Below are 17,380 nucleotides of genomic sequence, written 5' to 3'. Positions count from 1 at the left end.
GGTGTCGGCGGCGCGGCTGAGGTCGCTGGAGACGATGGCGTCCGGACGCAGCGCGGCGAGCAGCGGGGCAGCCGCGCGGGCCTGGTCGCGGCCCCGGTCGTTGAGGGGTACGTCAGTCTGCCCCTGGACCCGACCGGCGGCGTTCCACTCGGTGTTGCCGTGCCGCCAGACGATCAGCCGGGTCATTCGGCAGTGGTGGGGCCGGACGCCTCCGCGTCGACCAGGTCACGGTCGACGAACGGGATGGTCGGGCAGTCCTTCCAGAGCCGGTCGAGAGCGTAGAACTCGCGCTCCTCGGTGTGCTGGACGTGCACCACGATGTCGACGTAGTCCAGGAGGACCCACCGTCCGCCCCGCTCACCCTCGCGCCGGACCGGCTTGGCCTTCTCCGGCAGGCCGAGCAGGCGCTCCTCGATCGCGTCGACGATCGCCTGCACCTGACGCTCGTTCGGTGCGGCGGCGAGCACGAACGCGTCGGTGATGGCGAGCTGGTCGCCCACGTCGATGATGACGATGTCCTGCGCCTTCTTGTCGGCGGCGGCCTGGGCGGCGGCGATCGCCAGCTCGTGAGCGCGTTCGGAAACTGTCACCGTTCTCCTTCGATCAATCGTGCGAGGCTTCAAGCGTCTCACACGCCGCGTCGTACCGACGCGCCCGATTTACCCACATACCGGGGCGAAGGCCCCGTACGGGCAGCTATTTCTCCTGGTACAGGCCACGTTTGGCGATGTACTGCACCACACCGTCCGGGACCAGGTACCACACCGGTTCGCCCCTGGTGACCCGGGCGCGGCAGTCGGTCGACGAGATGGCCATCGCCGGCACCTGGACCAGGCTGACCGTGTCGGCCGGCAGGTGGTCGTCGGTGAGCTGGAAACCGGGCCGGGTCACCCCGATGAAGTGGGCCAGCTCGAAGATCTCCGCGAGGTTCTTCCAGGACAGGATCCGCCCCAACGCGTCGGCCCCGGTGATGAAGAACAGCTGGGTGTCCGGCCCGTACTCGGCCTGGAGGTCCCGCAGGGTGTCGACGGTGTACGTCGGCCCGTCCCGGTCGACGTCGACCCTGCTGACCCGGAAGTCCGGGTTCGAGGCGGTGGCGATCACCGTCATCAGGTACCGGTCCTCGGCCGGGCTGACCGGGGTGTCCGCCTTCTGCCACGGCTGCCCGGTGGGCACGAACACCACCTCGTCGAGCCCGAACCGGTTCGCCACCTCACTGGCCGCCACCAGGTGACCGTGGTGGATCGGGTCGAAGGTGCCGCCCATGATCCCGACTCGTCGGTTGTGTTCCGCCACCCGATGATCGTATGCGCCGCATCCGGTCTACCGACCCCGGGCACCCGGACCGGACACGCGCTGCGGGCGACGACCCCCGTCCTGCCCGAGGGGGGCACCCGTCAGACGGCCACGATCGCTGCCGACGCGGTCCGCGCCAGCAGCGCCCGGCGCAGGTCGTCGTCCTCGTCGACCACCACCCGGCGCAGCCCGGGAGTCAGGTCGTCGCGGGCCAGCAGCGCCGCGGCCGACTCCCTGGTGCTCTGCGCCACCGCGTAGCGGGGATAGGCGAGGTGGGCGACCTCCTCGGCCACCCACGGGGTACGCCGCCGCGCCGCAGCCGGCATGTCGGTGAAGTACCGCTCGACGTAGACCGAGGTCAGGTCCGCCTGCTCCGGTGCCCAGAAACCCCTCGCGGCGGCCTCCACCAGACGGTTGGACCGATCGGTGTCCCGGGTGATGATCTCCCAAGCCGCCTCCTTGGCCGCCACCTCGGGCAGTGCGGCCCGGCACCGGGCCGCCCACTCGGCACCGTTGGCGCTCGGATCGGCCGCCGCCTCCACCTCGATCTCGGTCGCCCCCGCCGCGCCGAGGACCACCAACCGGCGCAGCACCGCCCAGCGCAGCTCCGCGTCGACTGTCAGCCCCGCCGGCACCTGCCGCCCGGCCAGCCAACCGGCCAACAGGTCCGCGTCGGTGCCGACCGCGATCAGCCCGTGGGCGGCGGCCAACTGGACGGACCCGCCGGGCGGGGCGTCCGCCATGATCCGCCCGCAGGTGCCCGCCGTCACCGCCGACGCCGCGTCCCGGGCGTCGGGCTCCAGGTAGCGGTCCAGCAGCGAGCGACCGAGCCTCAGGACGTCCTCGACGATCGCCACCTCGGACTCGGCGGGCAACGCCACCTCGACCAGCCGGACCAGGTCGGCGACGGGAAGTTCGCCGTCGGTCACCGCGTCGATCACCGCACCCCACACCACCGCCCGGCTCAGCGGGTCGGCCAGCGTGGGCAGGACCGACGGCAGGGCGTCCACCGAGGCCGGGTCGAGCCTGACCTTGGCGAAGGTGAGGTCCCCGTCGTTGGGCAGCAGGAGCCGGGGCACAGGGGCGCCGACCAGGCCGGTGAGGACCGTCTCCCCGCCGTCGACCGCCGGGTCGAGATCCAGTTCGTCCTGGATCACGGTGCCGTCGGCGTGGTGCCGACCGACCCGGATCCGGTGCGGACGCAGCACCGGATGCGAGGCGGGGGCCGTCTGCACCAGCTTCGCCCCGGCGTACCGGCCCTCGGCGTCCACGGCGACCACGGTCCGTACGGTGTTGACCTGCGCCCGACGCAGCCACACCTCGGCCCAGCCGGTCAGGTCCCGCCCGCTTGCCGCACCGAGGTTGGTCAGCAGGTCGGTGAGGGTGGCGTTGCCGAACCGGTGGGCCGCGAAGTGCGCGTTCAGCCCGGCGAGGAAGGCGTCGTCACCGAGCCAGGCCACCAGTTGCCGCAGGACGGCCGCCCCCTTGGCGTACGAGATGCCGTCGAAGTTGAGCAGCCCCTCGGCCGCGTCTGTCACCTCCTGCGGGGCCACCGGATGGGTGGAGGGACGCTGGTCGGCCGCGTAGCCCCAGGCCTTGCGCCGCAGGGCGAAGGTGGTCCAGGCCCTGTCGAACCGGGTCGCCTCGGCGGTGACCCGGGTGCCGAGGTACTCGGCGAACGACTCGTTCAACCACAGGTCGTCCCACCACCGCATGGTGACCAGGTCACCGAACCACATGTGGGCCATCTCGTGCGCGATCGTGGTCGCCCGGCGTTCCCGTTCCGCCTCGGTCACCACCGACCGGAACACGTAGTCGTCGCGGAAGGTCACCAGCCCCGGGTTCTCCATGGCCCCGGCGTTGAACTCGGGCACGAACGCCTGGTCGTACTTGCCGAACGGGTAGCGCTCGGCGAAGAGCTGGTGGAACCGGTCCAGGCACTGCCGGGTCACGGTGAGGATCTCGTCGAGGTCGGCGTCCAGGTACGCGGCGAGCGAACGCCGGCAGTAGACCGCCAGCGGGATCCCGTCGTGGCTGTCCTGCCGGACGTGCCAGGCCCCGGCCACCAGGGAGAACAGGTACGTGGCGATCGGCTCGGTCGGGGCGAACTCCCACCGCCCGGGGGACGGGTTGGCGGCGAGCGCCCCGTTCGCCGCGACGGTCCAGGTCGGCGGGGCGGTGACCGACAGGGTGACAGGTGCCTTGAGGTCGGGCTGGTCGAAGGCGGCGAAGATGCGCTGCACCTCGTCGAGGAAGGACATCGCGTAGAGGTACGTCTCGCCGTCGGCCGGATCGACGAACCGGTGCATTCCCTCCCCGGTGTTCGAGTACGCCATCTCCGCCTCGACGGTGAGCGTGTTCTCGACCCGCAGGCCGGGCAGGGTCAGCCGGTTGTCGGTCAACGTCGCCGGATCGAGGTCGGCGTCGTTGAGGCGTACCGCCAGCAGTCTCGCGGGCCGGACCTCGACGAAGGTCTCGGTCTGCGGTCGGGCCCGGAACCGGATGGTCACCCGGGACCGGAACCGGTCCCCGTCCCCGGTGAGGTCGATGTCCACCTGATAGGACGTGACGGTAATCAACGCGCCACGCGCGGTCGCCTCTACACGGGTCAGGCTCGGCATCCGCTTATCCTGCCCGATGGGGAACCGAACGCGTTCCCCATCACGCTTCATGATGGAGGACGAACGATGAGTCACCACCCCAAGGGCGATTTCGACCTCTCCCGGGCGGTCTGGCAGCGCGCCGAGGGGGACGACTCCGACAGCGCGGTCGAGGTGGCCTTCGTCGACGACCTCATCGGGATGCGCAACTCGGCCGAGCCGGAGGGCCCGGTGCTGGTCTTCACCCAGGCCGAGTGGGACGCCTTCGTCGCCGGGGCGCAGGACGGCGAGTTCGACCTGGACTGACCCGTCGCGAAGGGGATTGCCCGGCCCGAACCGGGGTAGACCCCCGCGGCCGAGCCGCTCGGCCGGCCGGAACTCCGGTCACCCCCGCGTCAGGAGGACCGGATGGCCACGATCCCGGCGGATCCCAGCCCGGAGAGCAGCCTCGCCTTCCTCCGTGAGGGGTACCGGTTCATCGGCGACCGCTGTGAGCGGATCGGCAGCGACGTGTTCCAGACCCGGCTGTTGCTGGAGCGGACCATCTGCCTGCGTGGGCGCCCCGGTGCCGTGTTGTTCTACGACACCGACCGGTTCGAGCGGCACGGTGCCACCCCGAGACGCGGCCAACGGACCCTGGTGGGCGTCGGCGGGGTGCAGGGGCTGGACGGCCCGGCCCACCGCAACCGCAAGGCGATGTTCATGTCGTTGATGACCCCGTCCGCGGTCCGGCACCTGGGTCAGCTCTTCGACGACGAGTGGCGGGCCCGGATCCCGGTCTGGGAACGCACCCGGCGGGTGGTGCTGCGCGACGAGGTGGCACGGATGCTCACCCGGGCGGTCCACGCCTGGGCGGGCGTCCCCCTGGCCCCGTCGGCAGTGGACCGGCGTACCGCCGACCTGCACGCGATGATCGCCGCCCCGGCGGCGCTCGGTCCCCGGCACTGGCGCGGTCTGGCCGCCCGCCGCCGGGCCGAACGGTGGCTGGCCGACGTCGTCGAGCGGACCCGCACCGGGGCGTTGCCGGCACCGCCGGGCAGCGCCCTGGCCGCCGTCGCCGCCCACCGCGACCCGCACGGACGCCTGTTGCCCCGCCGGATCGCCGCCGTCGAACTGCTCAACCTCCTGCGCCCCACGGTGGCGGTGGACCGGTACGTCGTCTTCGCCGCCCTCGCCCTGCACGAGAACCCGCAGTGGCGGCAGCGGGTCCGGGCCAGCGAGGAGGCCACCGAGTGCTTCGTCCAGGAGGTCCGCCGCTTCTACCCCTTCTTCCCGGTGGTGGCCGCCCGGGTCCGGCGTGACTTCGACTGGCAGGGCTACCACTTCCCCCGGGGCCGGCGGGTCCTGCTCGACCTGTACGGCACGAACCACCACCCGGATCTGTGGCCGGAGCCGGACCGGTTCCGACCCGACCGGTTCGCCAACTGGCGTGGCGACAGGTACGCGTTCGTCGCCCAGGGCGGCGGGGAGCACCTCGCCGGGCACCGGTGCGCCGGTGAGTGGATCACCATCGAGCTGATGAAGCGGGCGGTGACCATCCTGACCGAGGCCATCCGGTACGACGTACCGCCGCAGAACCTGAGGGTGAACCTGCGCCGGATTCCGACCCTGCCGCCGAGCGGCTTCGTGCTGACCGGCGTACGGCGTACCGGCTGACCCGGTCTTCGCCGTTCCTCTGCGCCCGACGTCGACGAGGTTCAGGATGGATCGCGGAGGTGACGTCGATGGGGCGGGGTAGGCGCGGGCACTCCCCGGCGGTGGGTCGGTCCCGGATTCGGGCCGCCGCCGTCACGGTGGCCGGGGTCTTCGTGCTCGTCGGCATCCTCGGTTTCGTCCCCGGAGTCACCACCGGGTACGACGAGATGACCTTCGCCGGGCACGAGTCCGGGGCGAAGCTGCTCGGGGTGTTCCAGGTGTCGATCCTGCACAACGCGGTGCACCTGGTCTTCGGGCTGGTGGGGCTGTTGTTCGCCCGCACCGTGGCCGGGTCCCGGGTGTACCTGACCGCCGGTGGTGCCGTCTACCTGCTGCTCTGGCTGTACGGGCTGGTGGTGGAGCACGACGCGGACCAACCGGCGAACTTCCTGCCGGTCAACGGTGCCGACAACTTCCTGCACCTCGGGCTCGGCCTGGGCATGGTGCTGCTGGGGCTGCTGCTCTCCGCCGGTGCCGGTGCCACCGGGGGGACGCTCGACCGGCCCGTCGACCGCCCCTGACCGCAGCCCGACCACACCCCCGACCGCAGACGGCCGACGGTCCCGGTCCCGGTCCCGCCTGCTGTCAGGCCGCCACCGGCAGACGTTTGGCGAAGCAGACGCTGTACGGGTTGTCGACGTACTCGCCGTAGACCGGGATCGGCTCGTACCCGCAGGAGGTGTAGAGCCCGATCGCGGCGGGCAGGTACGTCCCGGTCTCCAGGCAGAGGGTCTGGTAGCCCCGGCCGAAGGCCAGTTCCTCCATCGCTACCAGCAGCGCCCGGGCCACGCCCCGGCCCCGGTACGCCGGTCGGACGTACATCCGCTTCAGCTCCCCGGTCACCGCGTCGAGCCGCTGGATCCCGCCACAGGCGACCACCCGCCCACCGACCACGACGACCAGGTAGTCGATGTCGTCACGGGTCACAGTGACCTGGCCGTCCAACCCGCCGTCGGCGACTCGCAGCTCGTACTGCTGGGCGGTGACCAGTGCCAGGATCTCCGGGTCGGTGGCGGGGCGGAACTCGATCAGCATTCGGTCACGGTAGGTGGCGTGGATTTCGCGAAGGTTTCCGGCATCCGTCCCCATAACGGCGACGAAAGGTCCACCCGGGGTCGCACCGACCGGCCTGTTGATCACTCTCCGTCGTCGTCAGGCGTCGGTTCCCCGTCCGGATCCCCGGTCGGCTCCGCCTCGTCGGCGGGGCGCTGCCGACGGGCCTTGCGGGCTGCCAACCGCTCCGCTGCCGACTGCCGGGTCGGCTGCTCCTCGAGTCGACGGTCGGTACCCCGGTTGCCGGGCACGAACTCCTCGCCGGCGTAGAGCGTCGGCTGCCAGTCGAACTCCCGGTCCCCGATCCGGACCAGGTCGCCCGGTTCGGCACCGGCCTTCTTGAGCTGGTCCTCCACCCCGAGCCGGGCCAGCCGGTCCGCCAGGTATCCGACTGCCTCGTCGTTGTCGAACATGGTCTGCCGCACCCAGCGCTCCGGCCGGTCACCCCGTACGGTGAACGACCCGTCCGCCTGGGCCTCGATGGTGAACCCGGCGTCGTCGACCGCCCTGGGCCGGATCACGATCCGGGTCGGCTCCTCCACCGGAGTCGCCGCCCGGAACTGCTCCACCAGCTCGGCCATCGCGTACGTCAGCTCCTTGAGCCCCTCGCGGGTGGCGGCGGAGACCTCGAAGACCTGCAGGCCACGGGCGTCCAGGTCGGGTCGGACGATGTCGGCCAGGTCCCGCCCGTCCGGCACGTCGATCTTGTTCAGGGCCACCAGGCGGGGGCGGTCGCCGAGCCCGCCGTACTCGGCGAGTTCGGCCTCGATGGCGTCGATGTCGGCGACCGGGTCCCGGCCGGGCTCCAGCGTGGCGGTGTCGATCACGTGCACCAGCACCGCGCACCGCTCGATGTGCCGCAGGAACTCCAACCCCAGCCCCTTGCCGGTGGCCGCACCGGGGATCAGGCCCGGCACGTCGGCGACGGTGAAGGTGTGGTTGTCCACCCGGACCACCCCGAGGTTGGGGACCAGCGTGGTGAACGGGTAGTCGGCGATCTTCGGCTTGGCCGCCGACAGGACGGAGATCAGCGACGACTTGCCGGCCGACGGGAACCCGACCAGCCCCACGTCGGCGACGCTCTTGAGCTCCAACACCACGTCGAGCCGGTCCCCGGGCTCGCCCAGCTCGGCGAAGCCGGGTGCCTTGCGTCGGGCGTTGGCGAGCGAGGCGTTGCCCCGGCCGCCCCGGCCACCCCGGGCCACCTCGATGGTGGTGCCGACCCCGACCAGGTCGGCCAGGACGGTCCCGTCGGTGGTCTGGACCACGGTGCCGTTGGGAACCTTGATGACCAGGTCCCGGCCGTTGCCGCCGTCCCGGTTCGAGCCCGCGCCACCCTTACCGTTCTCGGCCTTGACGTGCGGCCGGAAGTGGAAGTCGAGCAGCGTGTGCACCTGCGGGTCGACCACGAGGGAGACGCTGCCACCGTGCCCGCCGTTGCCCCCGTCCGGGCCGCCGAAGGGCTTGAACTTCTCCCGGTGGACCGAGACACAACCGTGCCCGCCGTCGCCGGCCTGCAGGTGCAGGACGACCCGGTCAACGAACGTCGTCACGTCGCAATCCTCTCCTCGGGGTCAGGCCCCACGTGCGCGAACCGGCCCGGTCAGAGGAGTCCGCCGTACCGCCGGAAATGGCGAAGCGGGCCGGGACCCCAGGTCCGCGGCCCGCTTCGCCGGAAAACTACTGCTGCGCCGGTACGATGCTGACGGTCTTGCGACCGCGCTTGGTACCGAACAGGACCGAGCCCGGCGCCAGCGCGAAGAGCGTGTCGTCGCCGCCACGGCCGACCAGGTCACCGGGGTGGAACTTGGTGCCCCGCTGCCGGATGAGGATCTCACCCGCGCTGACCACCTGACCACCGAAGCGCTTCACGCCGAGCCGCTGGGCCGCTGAGTCACGGCCGTTACGCGAGCTGGACGCACCCTTTTTGTGAGCCATCTGAGGACGACCTACTTCCCGCTGGAGATGCCGGTCACCTTGACCTGGGTCAACGGCTGGCGGTGACCCTGGCGCTTGTGGTAGCCGGTCTTGTTCTTGAACTTGTGGATCCGGATCTTCGGGCCCTTGGTGTGGGCCGCGATCTCGCCGGACACCGCGACCTCGGCAAGCTTGGTCGCGTCGGTCACCAGGTCGTCACCGTCGACGAGGAGCACCGCGGTGAGCTGCACCGCGTCGCCGGGGGCACCGACGAGCTTCTCGACCTCGATCACGTCGCCCTCGGCGACCTTGTACTGCTTGCCGCCGGTCTTGACGATCGCGTACATCGGAGGCGGACTCCCTGTCGTTGAGGCTGCTGGCGGTCGTTCCCGCCACGGCACGCCGGTGGTGTGGGCACGGCGGCCCGGGCAGCGAGAACTCGGCACACCAAAGTGCGCCGCAAGATAGCCTACGCCATCGGTGGCCGGACACCCAAACCGCCCACCCCCTGGTCGGCCCGGCAGCCCGGATCGGCGCTCGGCCCTGGGGGTTTCGGCCGGGCCGCCCTACTTGCGGCAGAGCTGGTCCAGGCGCTGCTGGAGCCGGTCCAGCTCGGTCTCGTCCAGCTCGTCGACATCGGCACCCTTCGCCTCGACCTCGTCGGCCATGTCGGTGAGCAGGGTCTTCAGCGGCGGATCGGTCGCCCTGGTGGACAGCTCCCGCAACGTGGTCCGCCAGCCGGTCAGGGCCTCCTCGGCCCGCTGCCGGGCGGCCTGCGCCCCGGAGGTGTCGTCCGCACCGGTAGCGGCCATCATCAGGCCCAGCTCGTCGACGTACGTCTGCACCGCCGACGACCCGGCCCGCTGGGCGGCCGTACAGACCTCGGAGGCGCTGGCTCCCACCGACGGCAGGCTGGCCGCCGGGGCGACCGGGGAGGCACCGGCGGCGTCCGGCGGGCCGGAACCGGAGTCGGTGCAGCCGGTCACGGCGAGCAGGACGAGGGGCGCAACGGTGGTGGCGATCAGGCGACGCATGAGTTCTCCTAGCCGGGGTGACCGGTCAGGCCGGTGGACGGGGTTGGACGATACGACAGGGCCCCTCCCCCGCGGTAGCGGAGAAGGGGCCCTGTCACGATCTTCGACCGTCCGTCACGGGCGGGTACGCCGCCGGGTGCCGCCCCGGCGCGACCGGCGCCGACCGTTGCCGTCCGACTCGACCTCGCCGTCGCCGAGCGCGTCCGGGTCGTCAGGGGCCGCGAGCCGGGCCGACTCGCCGGTCTGGGCGTCAGCGACGTCGACGGCCGCCGGGGTCTCCGTCTCGTATCGGGACAGGTCGTACCCCATGGTGTCGTGGTACCCGGCGTCGGTGCCGACGGCCTCGGTGGTCTCGGCGGGCTCGGCCACCTCGACAACGGTCCGCTCCGGCTGGGCACCCCGCCGGCCCTTGCGGCGGGACGAGCCGCCACCTGCCGACTCGGCCGGGGCGGTGACTGTGGACGCGACAGCCTTCACCCGGTCGCGTTCGCCACCACCGCCGCCCCCACCGGAGCGGGGCTTCTCCGGCACCGGCTCGGTGTGCATGATCAGACCCCGGCCCTTGCAGCACTCGCAGGTCTCGCTGAACGCCTCCAGCAGCCCCGCGCCGATCCGCTTACGGGTCATCTGGACCAGCCCGAGCGAGGTGATCTCGGTGACCTGGTGCTTGGTCCGGTCCCGCCCCAGGCACTCGGTGAGCCGGCGCAGCACCAGCTCCCGGTTGGACTCCAGGACCATGTCGATGAAGTCGATCACCACGATGCCACCGATGTCCCGCAGCCGCAGCTGACGGACGATCTCCTCGGCGGCCTCCAGGTTGTTACGGGTGACCGTCTCCTCCAGGTTGCCGCCCGCACCGGTGTACTTGCCGGTGTTGACGTCGACAACAGTCATCGCCTCGGTCCGGTCGATCACCAGGTGACCGCCGGAGGGCAGGAAGACCTTGCGGTCGAGCCCCTTGAGGATCTGCTCGTCGATGCGGTACTCGGCGAAGACGTCGGTCGTCCCGGCGTGCCGGCGCAGCCGCGTCACCAGGTCCGGCGAGACGTGCGACAGGTACGACTCGACCATGCCGTACGCCTCGTCGCCCTCGATGACGAGCTCACGGAAGTCCTCGTTGAACAGGTCCCGGACCACCCGGATGACCAGGTCGGGCTCCCCGTACAGCAGCACCGGGGCACCGCCCTCGGTCGCCTTGGCCTGGATGTCCTCCCACTGGGCCTGGAGGCGCTTGACGTCGCGGGCCAGCTCGTCCTCGCTCGCCCCCTCGGCGGCGGTACGGACGATCACCCCGGCGCCGTCGGGGACCAGCTTCTTGAGCGCGTCCCGCAGCCGCTTGCGCTCGGTGTCCGGCAGCTTGCGGCTGATCCCGGAGGCGTTTCCGTTCGGTACGTAGACCAGGTGCCGACCGGAGAGCGCGACGTGGCTGGTCAGCCGGGCGCCCTTGTGCCCGATCGGGTCCTTGGTGACCTGCACCAGCACCGAGTCGCCGGAGCGCAGCGCCTGCTCGATCGAGCGGGCCCGGCCCTCCAGGCCGGTGGTGTCCCAGTTCACCTCACCGGCGTACAGGACGGCGTTGCGACCCCGGCCGATGTCGACGAAGGCCGCCTCCATGCTGGGCAGGACGTTCTGCACCTTGCCCAGGTAGACGTTGCCGGCCATGGTGCCGGAGGAGTTCCGGGTGACATAGTGCTCGACCAGGACCCCGTCCTCCAGGACGGCGATCTGGGTCCGGTCACCGCGCTGGCGTACCGCCATCTGCCGGTCCACCGCCTCGCGGCGGGCCAGGAACTCCGACTCGCTCAGGATCGGTGGACGGGTCCGGCGCTGTTCCCGGCCGTCCCGGCGACGCTGGCGCTTGGCCTCCAGCCGGGTGGAGCCGGACACTCCCTGGACCTCGTCGACGGCCTTACGCGGCTCGCGGATCTTGACCACGGTCGGCACACCGTCGTCGCTGACCCCCTCCGCCTCGCCGGAGCCCCGGCGACGGCGGCGACGACGACGCCGGGTCAGCCCGTCGCCACCGTCCTCCTCCTCGTCGTCGCCCTCCTCGGCGTCGGACTCGGTGGACTCCGTGGACTCGGCCTGGGCCGGCTCGTCGGAGTCCTCGTCGTCGTTGTCGTCGGCCCCGCCCTTGCCCCGACCCCGACCCCGGCGTCCACGCCGACGCCGACGCCGACCGGAGGCGGACTCGTCGAAGTCCTCGTCCTCGTCGGTCTCCTCGGACTCCTCCTCGGTCGGCTCCTCGACGACCTCGGCGGTCTCCACGACCTCGGCGGGCTCGGCGTCACGACGACCCCGGCGACGGCGACGGGTCGGCTCGGCCGGCTCCTCGGCCACCGGCGTCGGCTCGACCGGCGTCGGCGGTTGTTCGACCACCCTGGGCGGGGGGACCTCCTCCGGCTGCGGGGCCATGAACAGGACCGTGGGGGCGGAGAGGGCGGCCCGGCGTCGACGGGCCCGCGGCTCGGGCTCTGGTGCTGCTTCGACGGTCCCTGTCGGCGGCACCGCCTCCCCGGCCGGTGCCGGCGGCTCGGCGGGGGCGGTAGCGGTCGGCGCGTCGACGGCGGCGGGGGCCGCCTCGGCCGGGGCTACGACGTCGGCACCCGGGGGAACCGCACCGGCCCGGCTCTGCGCACCGGTGGTGCGCGTCCGACGGGACCGGGGTCGGGTCGCCGCGGCGGTCGCCTCGGCCGGTGCCTCGCCGGTGGCCTGCTCGGCCGTCGACACCTCGGTCGGGACGACTGCCGACGGCTCTTCGGCCGGCGCGGACGGTGCGAGGGCGGCGGCCGGCTCGGTCGAGGCGGTGCCGGTCTGCGTCACGTCGAGGTCGGGCGGCGTCTCGGCCGGCGCGGCGGCCTTCTTCCGACGGGTACGGGTCACCTTCACCGGCGGTACGACCTCCGCGGAGGCCTCCTCCGCCCCGGTGGCGACCAGCGGCTCCTCGGTGGCCTTCTGGGTGGTGGTGGTCTTACGGCGGCGGCGCGGGGTCTTCGGCAGGGACTCCAGGTCACCGGTGACCGGGGCGAACACCTCCGCCTGGGGGGACTCGCCGCTGGCCGACCCGGTCTGGGTGGAGGCCTCGACCGGGGCGTCGGTCTGCTCCGCCGGACTGACCGGGGTGGCCCGGCGTCGGGTGGCCCGCGTCCGTCGGGGCGGGGCGGGTTCGTCGGCGGCGCTCGGTGCACCGATCTCCGCCGCCCCGGTAAGGGTTCGGCTCTCGGTCTCCGCAGCGCCCGACGGGTCACCGTCGTCGGCCGGGACAGCCGCCTCGGCGGAACCGTCGGTGGGGTCGATGGTGGGGTCGTCGGCCGGCTCCGAACCGGTCCGTTCGCTGCCCTCGGGCTCGTTCTCGAGCATGGACGTTCTCCAGTTCTGGCTACCCCGGGCGCGGGTGAGCGCTGCCACGCAGGGTCGCCGCAAAAGTTTTCCGCGAGCGCGCAACGTGCACGACCGCCGAAGTCTGCCTACATCGAGCTCCGACCGTCGGTCAGTGCTCGCCGATGGTTGCCCTGTCGCGGTCCGCTTCCAACGGATCCACGATCGCACCCTGCGCGGTCAGCGTGCCCTGCGCCAGGCGGGTCACCCGTGGTGACACCGGCGGCTCCAGGTCGGCCACCACGCGGAGGCCGCTAAGGACGTCATCGGGCCGGACGGAGGGGGTGACCTGCCGTACGACCAGTTCGAGTATCGCACACGGTACGGCCGCGTCCACGGAAGGCGTCGCCACCGGACCCGCCGTATCCATCCGAATCACCGCACCCCGGGCGTCGAACGTCCGGCGTCCCTGCTTGGTCATCCGCTCGACCTGCACCTCACCGGCGGTGGTGAAGGCGGCCACCGCCTTCTCCAACACCTGCGGGTCGACACCCGGCAACTCGATCCGCCAGTGCGACGCCTCGATCCGGTCGGCAAGACTGCCCCCGCCGGCCACCACGGCGTCCAGGACGTCGAGCCCCGGCGAGAGCGCAGCGTCGAGTGCCCGACACAACGCCTCCGGCTCCACAGGTGCCCGGAGTCCGATCTCCAGGTACTCCGCCTCGCTTGCCACGCCGGTGGGGGCCGCGCTCGCGTACGAGATCTTGGGGTGCGGGGTGAACCCCTGGGAGTAGGCGATCGGCACACCCGCCCGGCGCAGGGACCGCTCGAAGGCCCGGGCGAAGTCACGGTGCGAGGTGAAGCGCAGCGGCCCCCGCTTGGCGTACCGGATCCGGACCTTCTGGACGACCGGTGCCTGGCCGCCCTCCGGCTGTGGTTTCCTGCTGATCGTCGTGCTCCTCGTTCGGCCCGTCACACCGGTCGTCACGGGCGGCGTCGGCGCACGCGTCGGCCCGACGCACACACCCGAAGACCGACCGCGAGGGGTACGGGACGGTGGGCTGGTGGGTGAATGTCAGGGGTGACTGGGAACCTTCATACCGTTGCCGTTGACCGGGGTCAGCGGCAACAGCTTCTGGCCCGTCGGGCCGATCTGGATCTCGGTGTCCATCGACGGGCAGACGCCGCAGTCGAAACACGGGGTCCACCGGCAGTCGTCCTGCTCGTACTCGCTCATGGCGTCCTGCCAGTCCTGCCAGAGCCAGTCCTTGTCCAGGCCGGAGTCCAGGTGGTCCCAGGGCAGGACCTCCAGTTCCTCCCGCTCCCGGGTGGTGTACCAGTCCAGGTTCACGCCGAAGGTGGGCAGCACCTCGTCGGCGGCGTCGGCCCACCGCCGGAACGAGAAGTGCTCGCTCCAGCCGTCGAACCGGCCGCCGTTCTCCCAGACCCGGCGGATGACCGCCCCGACCCGACGGTCCCCCCGCGACAGCAGGCCCTCGATCAGGGACGGCTCACCGTCGTGGTACCTGAAGCCGATCGCCCGGCCCAGCGACCGGTCGGCGTTGATCGCCTGCTTGAGCAGCCTGAGTCGACCGTCGATCACCTCCGGCCGGTCCATCGGAGCCCACTGGAACGGGGTGTGCGGCTTCGGCACGAACCCGCCGATCGAGACGGTGCAGCGGATGTCCTTCGACCCGGTCGCCGCCCGACCGGCCCGGATCACCTCGTGTGCCATCTCCGCGATCTCGAGGACGTCCTCGTCGGTCTCGCTGGGCAGGCCGCACATGAAGTAGAGCTTCACCTGCCGCCATCCGTTGGTGTACGCGGTGACCACCGTCCGGATCAGGTCCTCCTTCGAGACCATCTTGTTGATCACACGCCGGATCCGCTCCGACCCGCCCTCCGGGGCGAAGGTCAGGCCGGTCCGTCGACCGTTGCGGGACAGCTCCTGGGCCAGGTCGATGTTGAACGCGTCCACCCGGGTCGAGGGCAGCGACAGCGACACGTTGGTGCCCTCGTACTGCTGGGCCAGGCCCGAGCACATGTCACCGATCTCGGAGTGGTCGGCCGAGGACAACGACAGCAGACCCACCTCGTGGAAGCCGGAGAACTCCAGCCCCTGCTGCACCATCTGGCCCACCGTGGTGATCGACCGCTCCCGTACCGGGCGGGTGATCATGCCCGCCTGGCAGAACCGGCACCCCCGGGTGCAGCCCCGGAAGATCTCCACCGCGTACCGCTCGTGCACCGTCTCGGCGAGCGGCACCAGGGGCTTCTTCGGGTACGGCCAGGCGTCCAGGTCCATTGTCGTGCGCTTGTGCACCCGGAACGGCACGTCCGCCCGGTTCGGCACCACCCGCTGGATCCGGCCGTCCGGGAGGTAGTCGACGTCGTAGAAGCGGGGCACGTAGACGCTCTCCGTCCGGGCCAGCCGCAGCAGCAGCTCGTCCCGTCCCCCCGGGGACCCCTCAGCCTTCCACTCCCGGACGATCGCGGTGATCTCCAGCACCGCCTCCTCGCCGTCACCGAGGACGGCGGCGTCGACGAAGTCGGCGATCGGCTCCGGGTTGAACGCCGCGTGCCCACCGGCCACGATCACCGGGTCGGCGTCGGTCCGGTCGACCGCCAGCAGCGGTACGCCGGCCAGGTCGATGGCGGTGAGCAGGTTGGTGTAGCCCAGCTCGGTGGCGAACGAGACGCCGAACATGTCGAAGTCCCGCACCGAACGGTGCGCGTCGACGGTGAACTGCGGCACCCCGTTGGCGCGCATCAGCGCCTCCAGGTCCGGCCAGACCGCGTACGTCCGCTCGGCAAGCACGTCGGGCAGCTCGTTGAGAACCTCGTAGAGGATCTGCACGCCCTGGTTGGGCAACCCCACCTCGTAGGCGTCGGGATACATCAACGCCCACCGGACGGTCGCCTCGTCCCAGCCCTTGACCACCGCACCCAGCTCGCCACCGACGTACTGGATGGGCTTGGTGACCTGGGGCAGCAGCGGCTCCAGGAGGGGCCAGACGGAGTTCGTCGCGACAGGACGCGGCGTGGTCGACGGGACGCTCATGGACCCCAAGGGTACGCGCCCACCCGCCGGGCATCGCGCCGCACCGCTGACCCGTGACGGGTGAGGCACCGACTGCGACCCTGACCGGCGTCGGCGAGCCGGTCGGATGCAGTTGCGCTGGACGGCGGGGGTGCGGCCCGGCGGGCGGACGGGCGGGTTCGTGGCTCTGGCACGCCGGTACTAACCTCGCAACCGGCGCGAGAGGAGATTGCCGCGATGCCGCAGCCGCAGCCGGAATCCGACCGGCCGGCGGAGGGGGCCACCCCGGTGACGGGTCCGGGCCGCGATCCTGCGGCCGCCGACGGTCCGCCGCCACCCCCCGTACCACCGACCGACGGTTCCCGCACCGGGCCGCAGGGCACCCGGGAACTGCCGACGGTGGACGCCCACCCCACCCCGTCAGGGCAGGAGAACGTCCCGCCTGCCGGGCCGGCGTCCCGCACCGACGAGCCGCCCACGCCGACCGACGACCTGCCCGAGCCACCCGACGGAGGTCCCCGGCCGCGAACGCCGACCGACGGTCCCGAGCCCGTCGCCGATCCGACCCGGGTCGACGTCGGTCCCGAGGCGACCCGGCAGGTCGAGGCTCCGGCCGGACCACCCGTCACCGACGGCGGCGGGGCCGACACCGGACCCGACCGGAGTGTCGCAACCGGGACCCCTGAGGCCGGACCGGAGCGGACCATCGTCACCGGCACGGCCGACGCCGGAACGGACCAGAACGCCCCGACCGGCGCATCCGGTGCCGGAACCGACCGGACCGCAGTGACCGGGACGCCCGACGCGGGTGCGGCCGAGGACCCCGGGATGCCGCGGACCCGGATGTGGGACGGGCCGCCCGAGGAGCTGCACGGCGGCCGGGTGAGCGGCTCCGCCGCCGTCCCCCCGCCGACCCCGCGACGCCGGTTCTGGGAGTCCGTCAGGCCGACCCCGCCGCCTGCGCCCCCGACCCCGCCGCACCAGCAGACCCCGCCGCCCGAGCAGACCCCGGTGGAGGAGCTGACCCCGGTGGACCCGTGGGCGGGTGCGGACACCAGCGGCTGGCAGCTGCCGTCGACCGGGTATCCCGCCCTGCCCCCGACGACCCACTTCCCCGTCGCACAGGATCCGGGTCCGCAGCGCCCGGCGACGCCGGAACCGGCCTGGTCCGAGCCGCCGCACACCCCACCCGAGGCGTACCCGCGCACCCCGCCGGAGGCGTACCCGCGCACCCCGCCGGAGGCGTACCGGCACACCGGCGCCGAGGCGCACCAGTACCCGTCGACCGGGGCGGCCGCCGAACCGCAGTACCCGTACCGGCCCGCCGAGCCCTGGCCCTACCCGCCGGCCCAGACCCGCCCCGGGGGGCCTCCGGTGCCGCGACCACGGACGGGGTCCAAATCGGAAGAGCAACTAGTAGGTAAAGA

At 72.2% G+C, this 17,380-nt stretch carries 15 protein-coding genes and 1 pseudogene; 4 read left to right on the top strand and 12 right to left on the bottom strand.

Annotated elements, in window-relative coordinates:
- The 4 genes from ABT336_RS23105 to pepN all read right to left on the bottom strand — a co-directional run.
- On the bottom strand, positions 1–186 hold a 186-nt coding region (locus tag ABT336_RS23105), incomplete at its 3' end, for a histidine phosphatase family protein (protein WP_350898970.1).
- Positions 183–590 carry a ribosome silencing factor gene (rsfS, locus tag ABT336_RS23100; protein WP_350898968.1) on the bottom strand — a complete coding sequence of 136 codons (408 nt, stop codon included), beginning with the start codon at positions 588–590 and terminating at the stop codon, positions 183–185. The genes rsfS and ABT336_RS23105, both read right to left, overlap by 4 nt.
- Positions 591–696: 106 nt before the next feature.
- Positions 697–1,296 (bottom strand): nicotinate-nucleotide adenylyltransferase, encoded by a 600-nt coding sequence (nadD, locus tag ABT336_RS23095; protein ID WP_350898966.1) that lies wholly within the window; start codon positions 1,294–1,296, stop codon positions 697–699.
- A gap of 101 nt (positions 1,297–1,397) precedes the next feature.
- A complete protein-coding gene (gene pepN, locus ABT336_RS23090; RefSeq protein ID WP_350898964.1) occupies positions 1,398–3,917 on the bottom strand; it encodes an aminopeptidase N in 2,520 nt (839 codons plus the stop codon).
- 66 nt (positions 3,918–3,983) lie between these two features.
- Between pepN and ABT336_RS23085 the strand changes: the two genes are divergently transcribed.
- The 3 genes from ABT336_RS23085 to ABT336_RS23075 all read left to right on the top strand — a co-directional run bounded on the left by ABT336_RS23085 (position 3,984) and on the right by ABT336_RS23075 (position 6,112).
- Entirely contained in the window at positions 3,984–4,202 is a 219-nt protein-coding gene (locus tag ABT336_RS23085) for a DUF397 domain-containing protein (protein WP_350898962.1), read from the top strand.
- Between the two features lie 102 nt (positions 4,203–4,304).
- Positions 4,305–5,552, top strand: coding sequence for a cytochrome P450 (locus tag ABT336_RS23080; RefSeq protein ID WP_350898960.1), 1,248 nt, complete (start codon positions 4,305–4,307; stop codon positions 5,550–5,552).
- Positions 5,553–5,620: 68 nt separating this feature from the next.
- Complete coding sequence (locus tag ABT336_RS23075) at positions 5,621–6,112, top strand: DUF4383 domain-containing protein (RefSeq protein WP_350898958.1); 492 nt, start codon at positions 5,621–5,623, stop codon at positions 6,110–6,112.
- 64 nt (positions 6,113–6,176) lie between these two features.
- Here ABT336_RS23075 and ABT336_RS23070 read toward each other — a convergent pair whose 3' ends face one another.
- The 8 genes from ABT336_RS23070 to ABT336_RS23035 all read right to left on the bottom strand — a co-directional run bounded on the left by ABT336_RS23070 (position 6,177) and on the right by ABT336_RS23035 (position 15,974).
- Positions 6,177–6,626: a GNAT family N-acetyltransferase gene (locus tag ABT336_RS23070; RefSeq protein WP_350898956.1), complete on the bottom strand. Its 450-nt coding sequence runs from the start codon at positions 6,624–6,626 to the stop codon at positions 6,177–6,179.
- 101 nt (positions 6,627–6,727) lie between these two features.
- The gene (gene obgE, locus ABT336_RS23065) at positions 6,728–8,197 is read right to left on the bottom strand and encodes a GTPase ObgE (RefSeq protein ID WP_350898954.1); all 1,470 of its coding nucleotides are present in this window, start codon (positions 8,195–8,197) and stop codon (positions 6,728–6,730) included.
- Between the two features lie 127 nt (positions 8,198–8,324).
- Positions 8,325–8,582, bottom strand: coding sequence for a 50S ribosomal protein L27 (rpmA, locus tag ABT336_RS23060; RefSeq protein ID WP_350898952.1), 258 nt, complete (start codon positions 8,580–8,582; stop codon positions 8,325–8,327).
- An 11-nt stretch (positions 8,583–8,593) separates the two neighbouring features.
- Positions 8,594–8,908 (bottom strand): 50S ribosomal protein L21, encoded by a 315-nt coding sequence (gene rplU, locus ABT336_RS23055; protein WP_350898950.1) that lies wholly within the window; start codon positions 8,906–8,908, stop codon positions 8,594–8,596.
- A 219-nt stretch (positions 8,909–9,127) separates the two neighbouring features.
- Positions 9,128–9,595 (bottom strand): hypothetical protein, encoded by a 468-nt coding sequence (locus tag ABT336_RS23050; RefSeq protein WP_350898948.1) that lies wholly within the window; start codon positions 9,593–9,595, stop codon positions 9,128–9,130.
- A gap of 114 nt (positions 9,596–9,709) precedes the next feature.
- Positions 9,710–12,955 (bottom strand): Rne/Rng family ribonuclease, encoded by a 3,246-nt coding sequence (locus tag ABT336_RS23045; protein WP_350898946.1) that lies wholly within the window; start codon positions 12,953–12,955, stop codon positions 9,710–9,712.
- Between the two features lie 130 nt (positions 12,956–13,085).
- A complete protein-coding gene (locus ABT336_RS23040; RefSeq protein WP_350898972.1) occupies positions 13,086–13,805 on the bottom strand; it encodes a TIGR03936 family radical SAM-associated protein in 720 nt (239 codons plus the stop codon).
- 183 nt (positions 13,806–13,988) lie between these two features.
- Positions 13,989–15,974: a TIGR03960 family B12-binding radical SAM protein gene (locus ABT336_RS23035; RefSeq protein WP_350898945.1), complete on the bottom strand. Its 1,986-nt coding sequence runs from the start codon at positions 15,972–15,974 to the stop codon at positions 13,989–13,991.
- Between the two features lie 216 nt (positions 15,975–16,190).
- On the opposite strand from ABT336_RS23035, the pseudogene ABT336_RS23030 reads away from it, so the two are divergent.
- Positions 16,191–17,380 (top strand): annotated as a pseudogene (locus tag ABT336_RS23030) (hypothetical protein); the annotation flags it as partial.

It is taken from the genome of Micromonospora sp. NPDC000207, from assembly GCF_040300925.1.
Classification (GTDB): domain Bacteria; phylum Actinomycetota; class Actinomycetes; order Mycobacteriales; family Micromonosporaceae; genus Micromonospora.
This window is presented reverse-complemented; position numbering and strand designations above follow the sequence as displayed.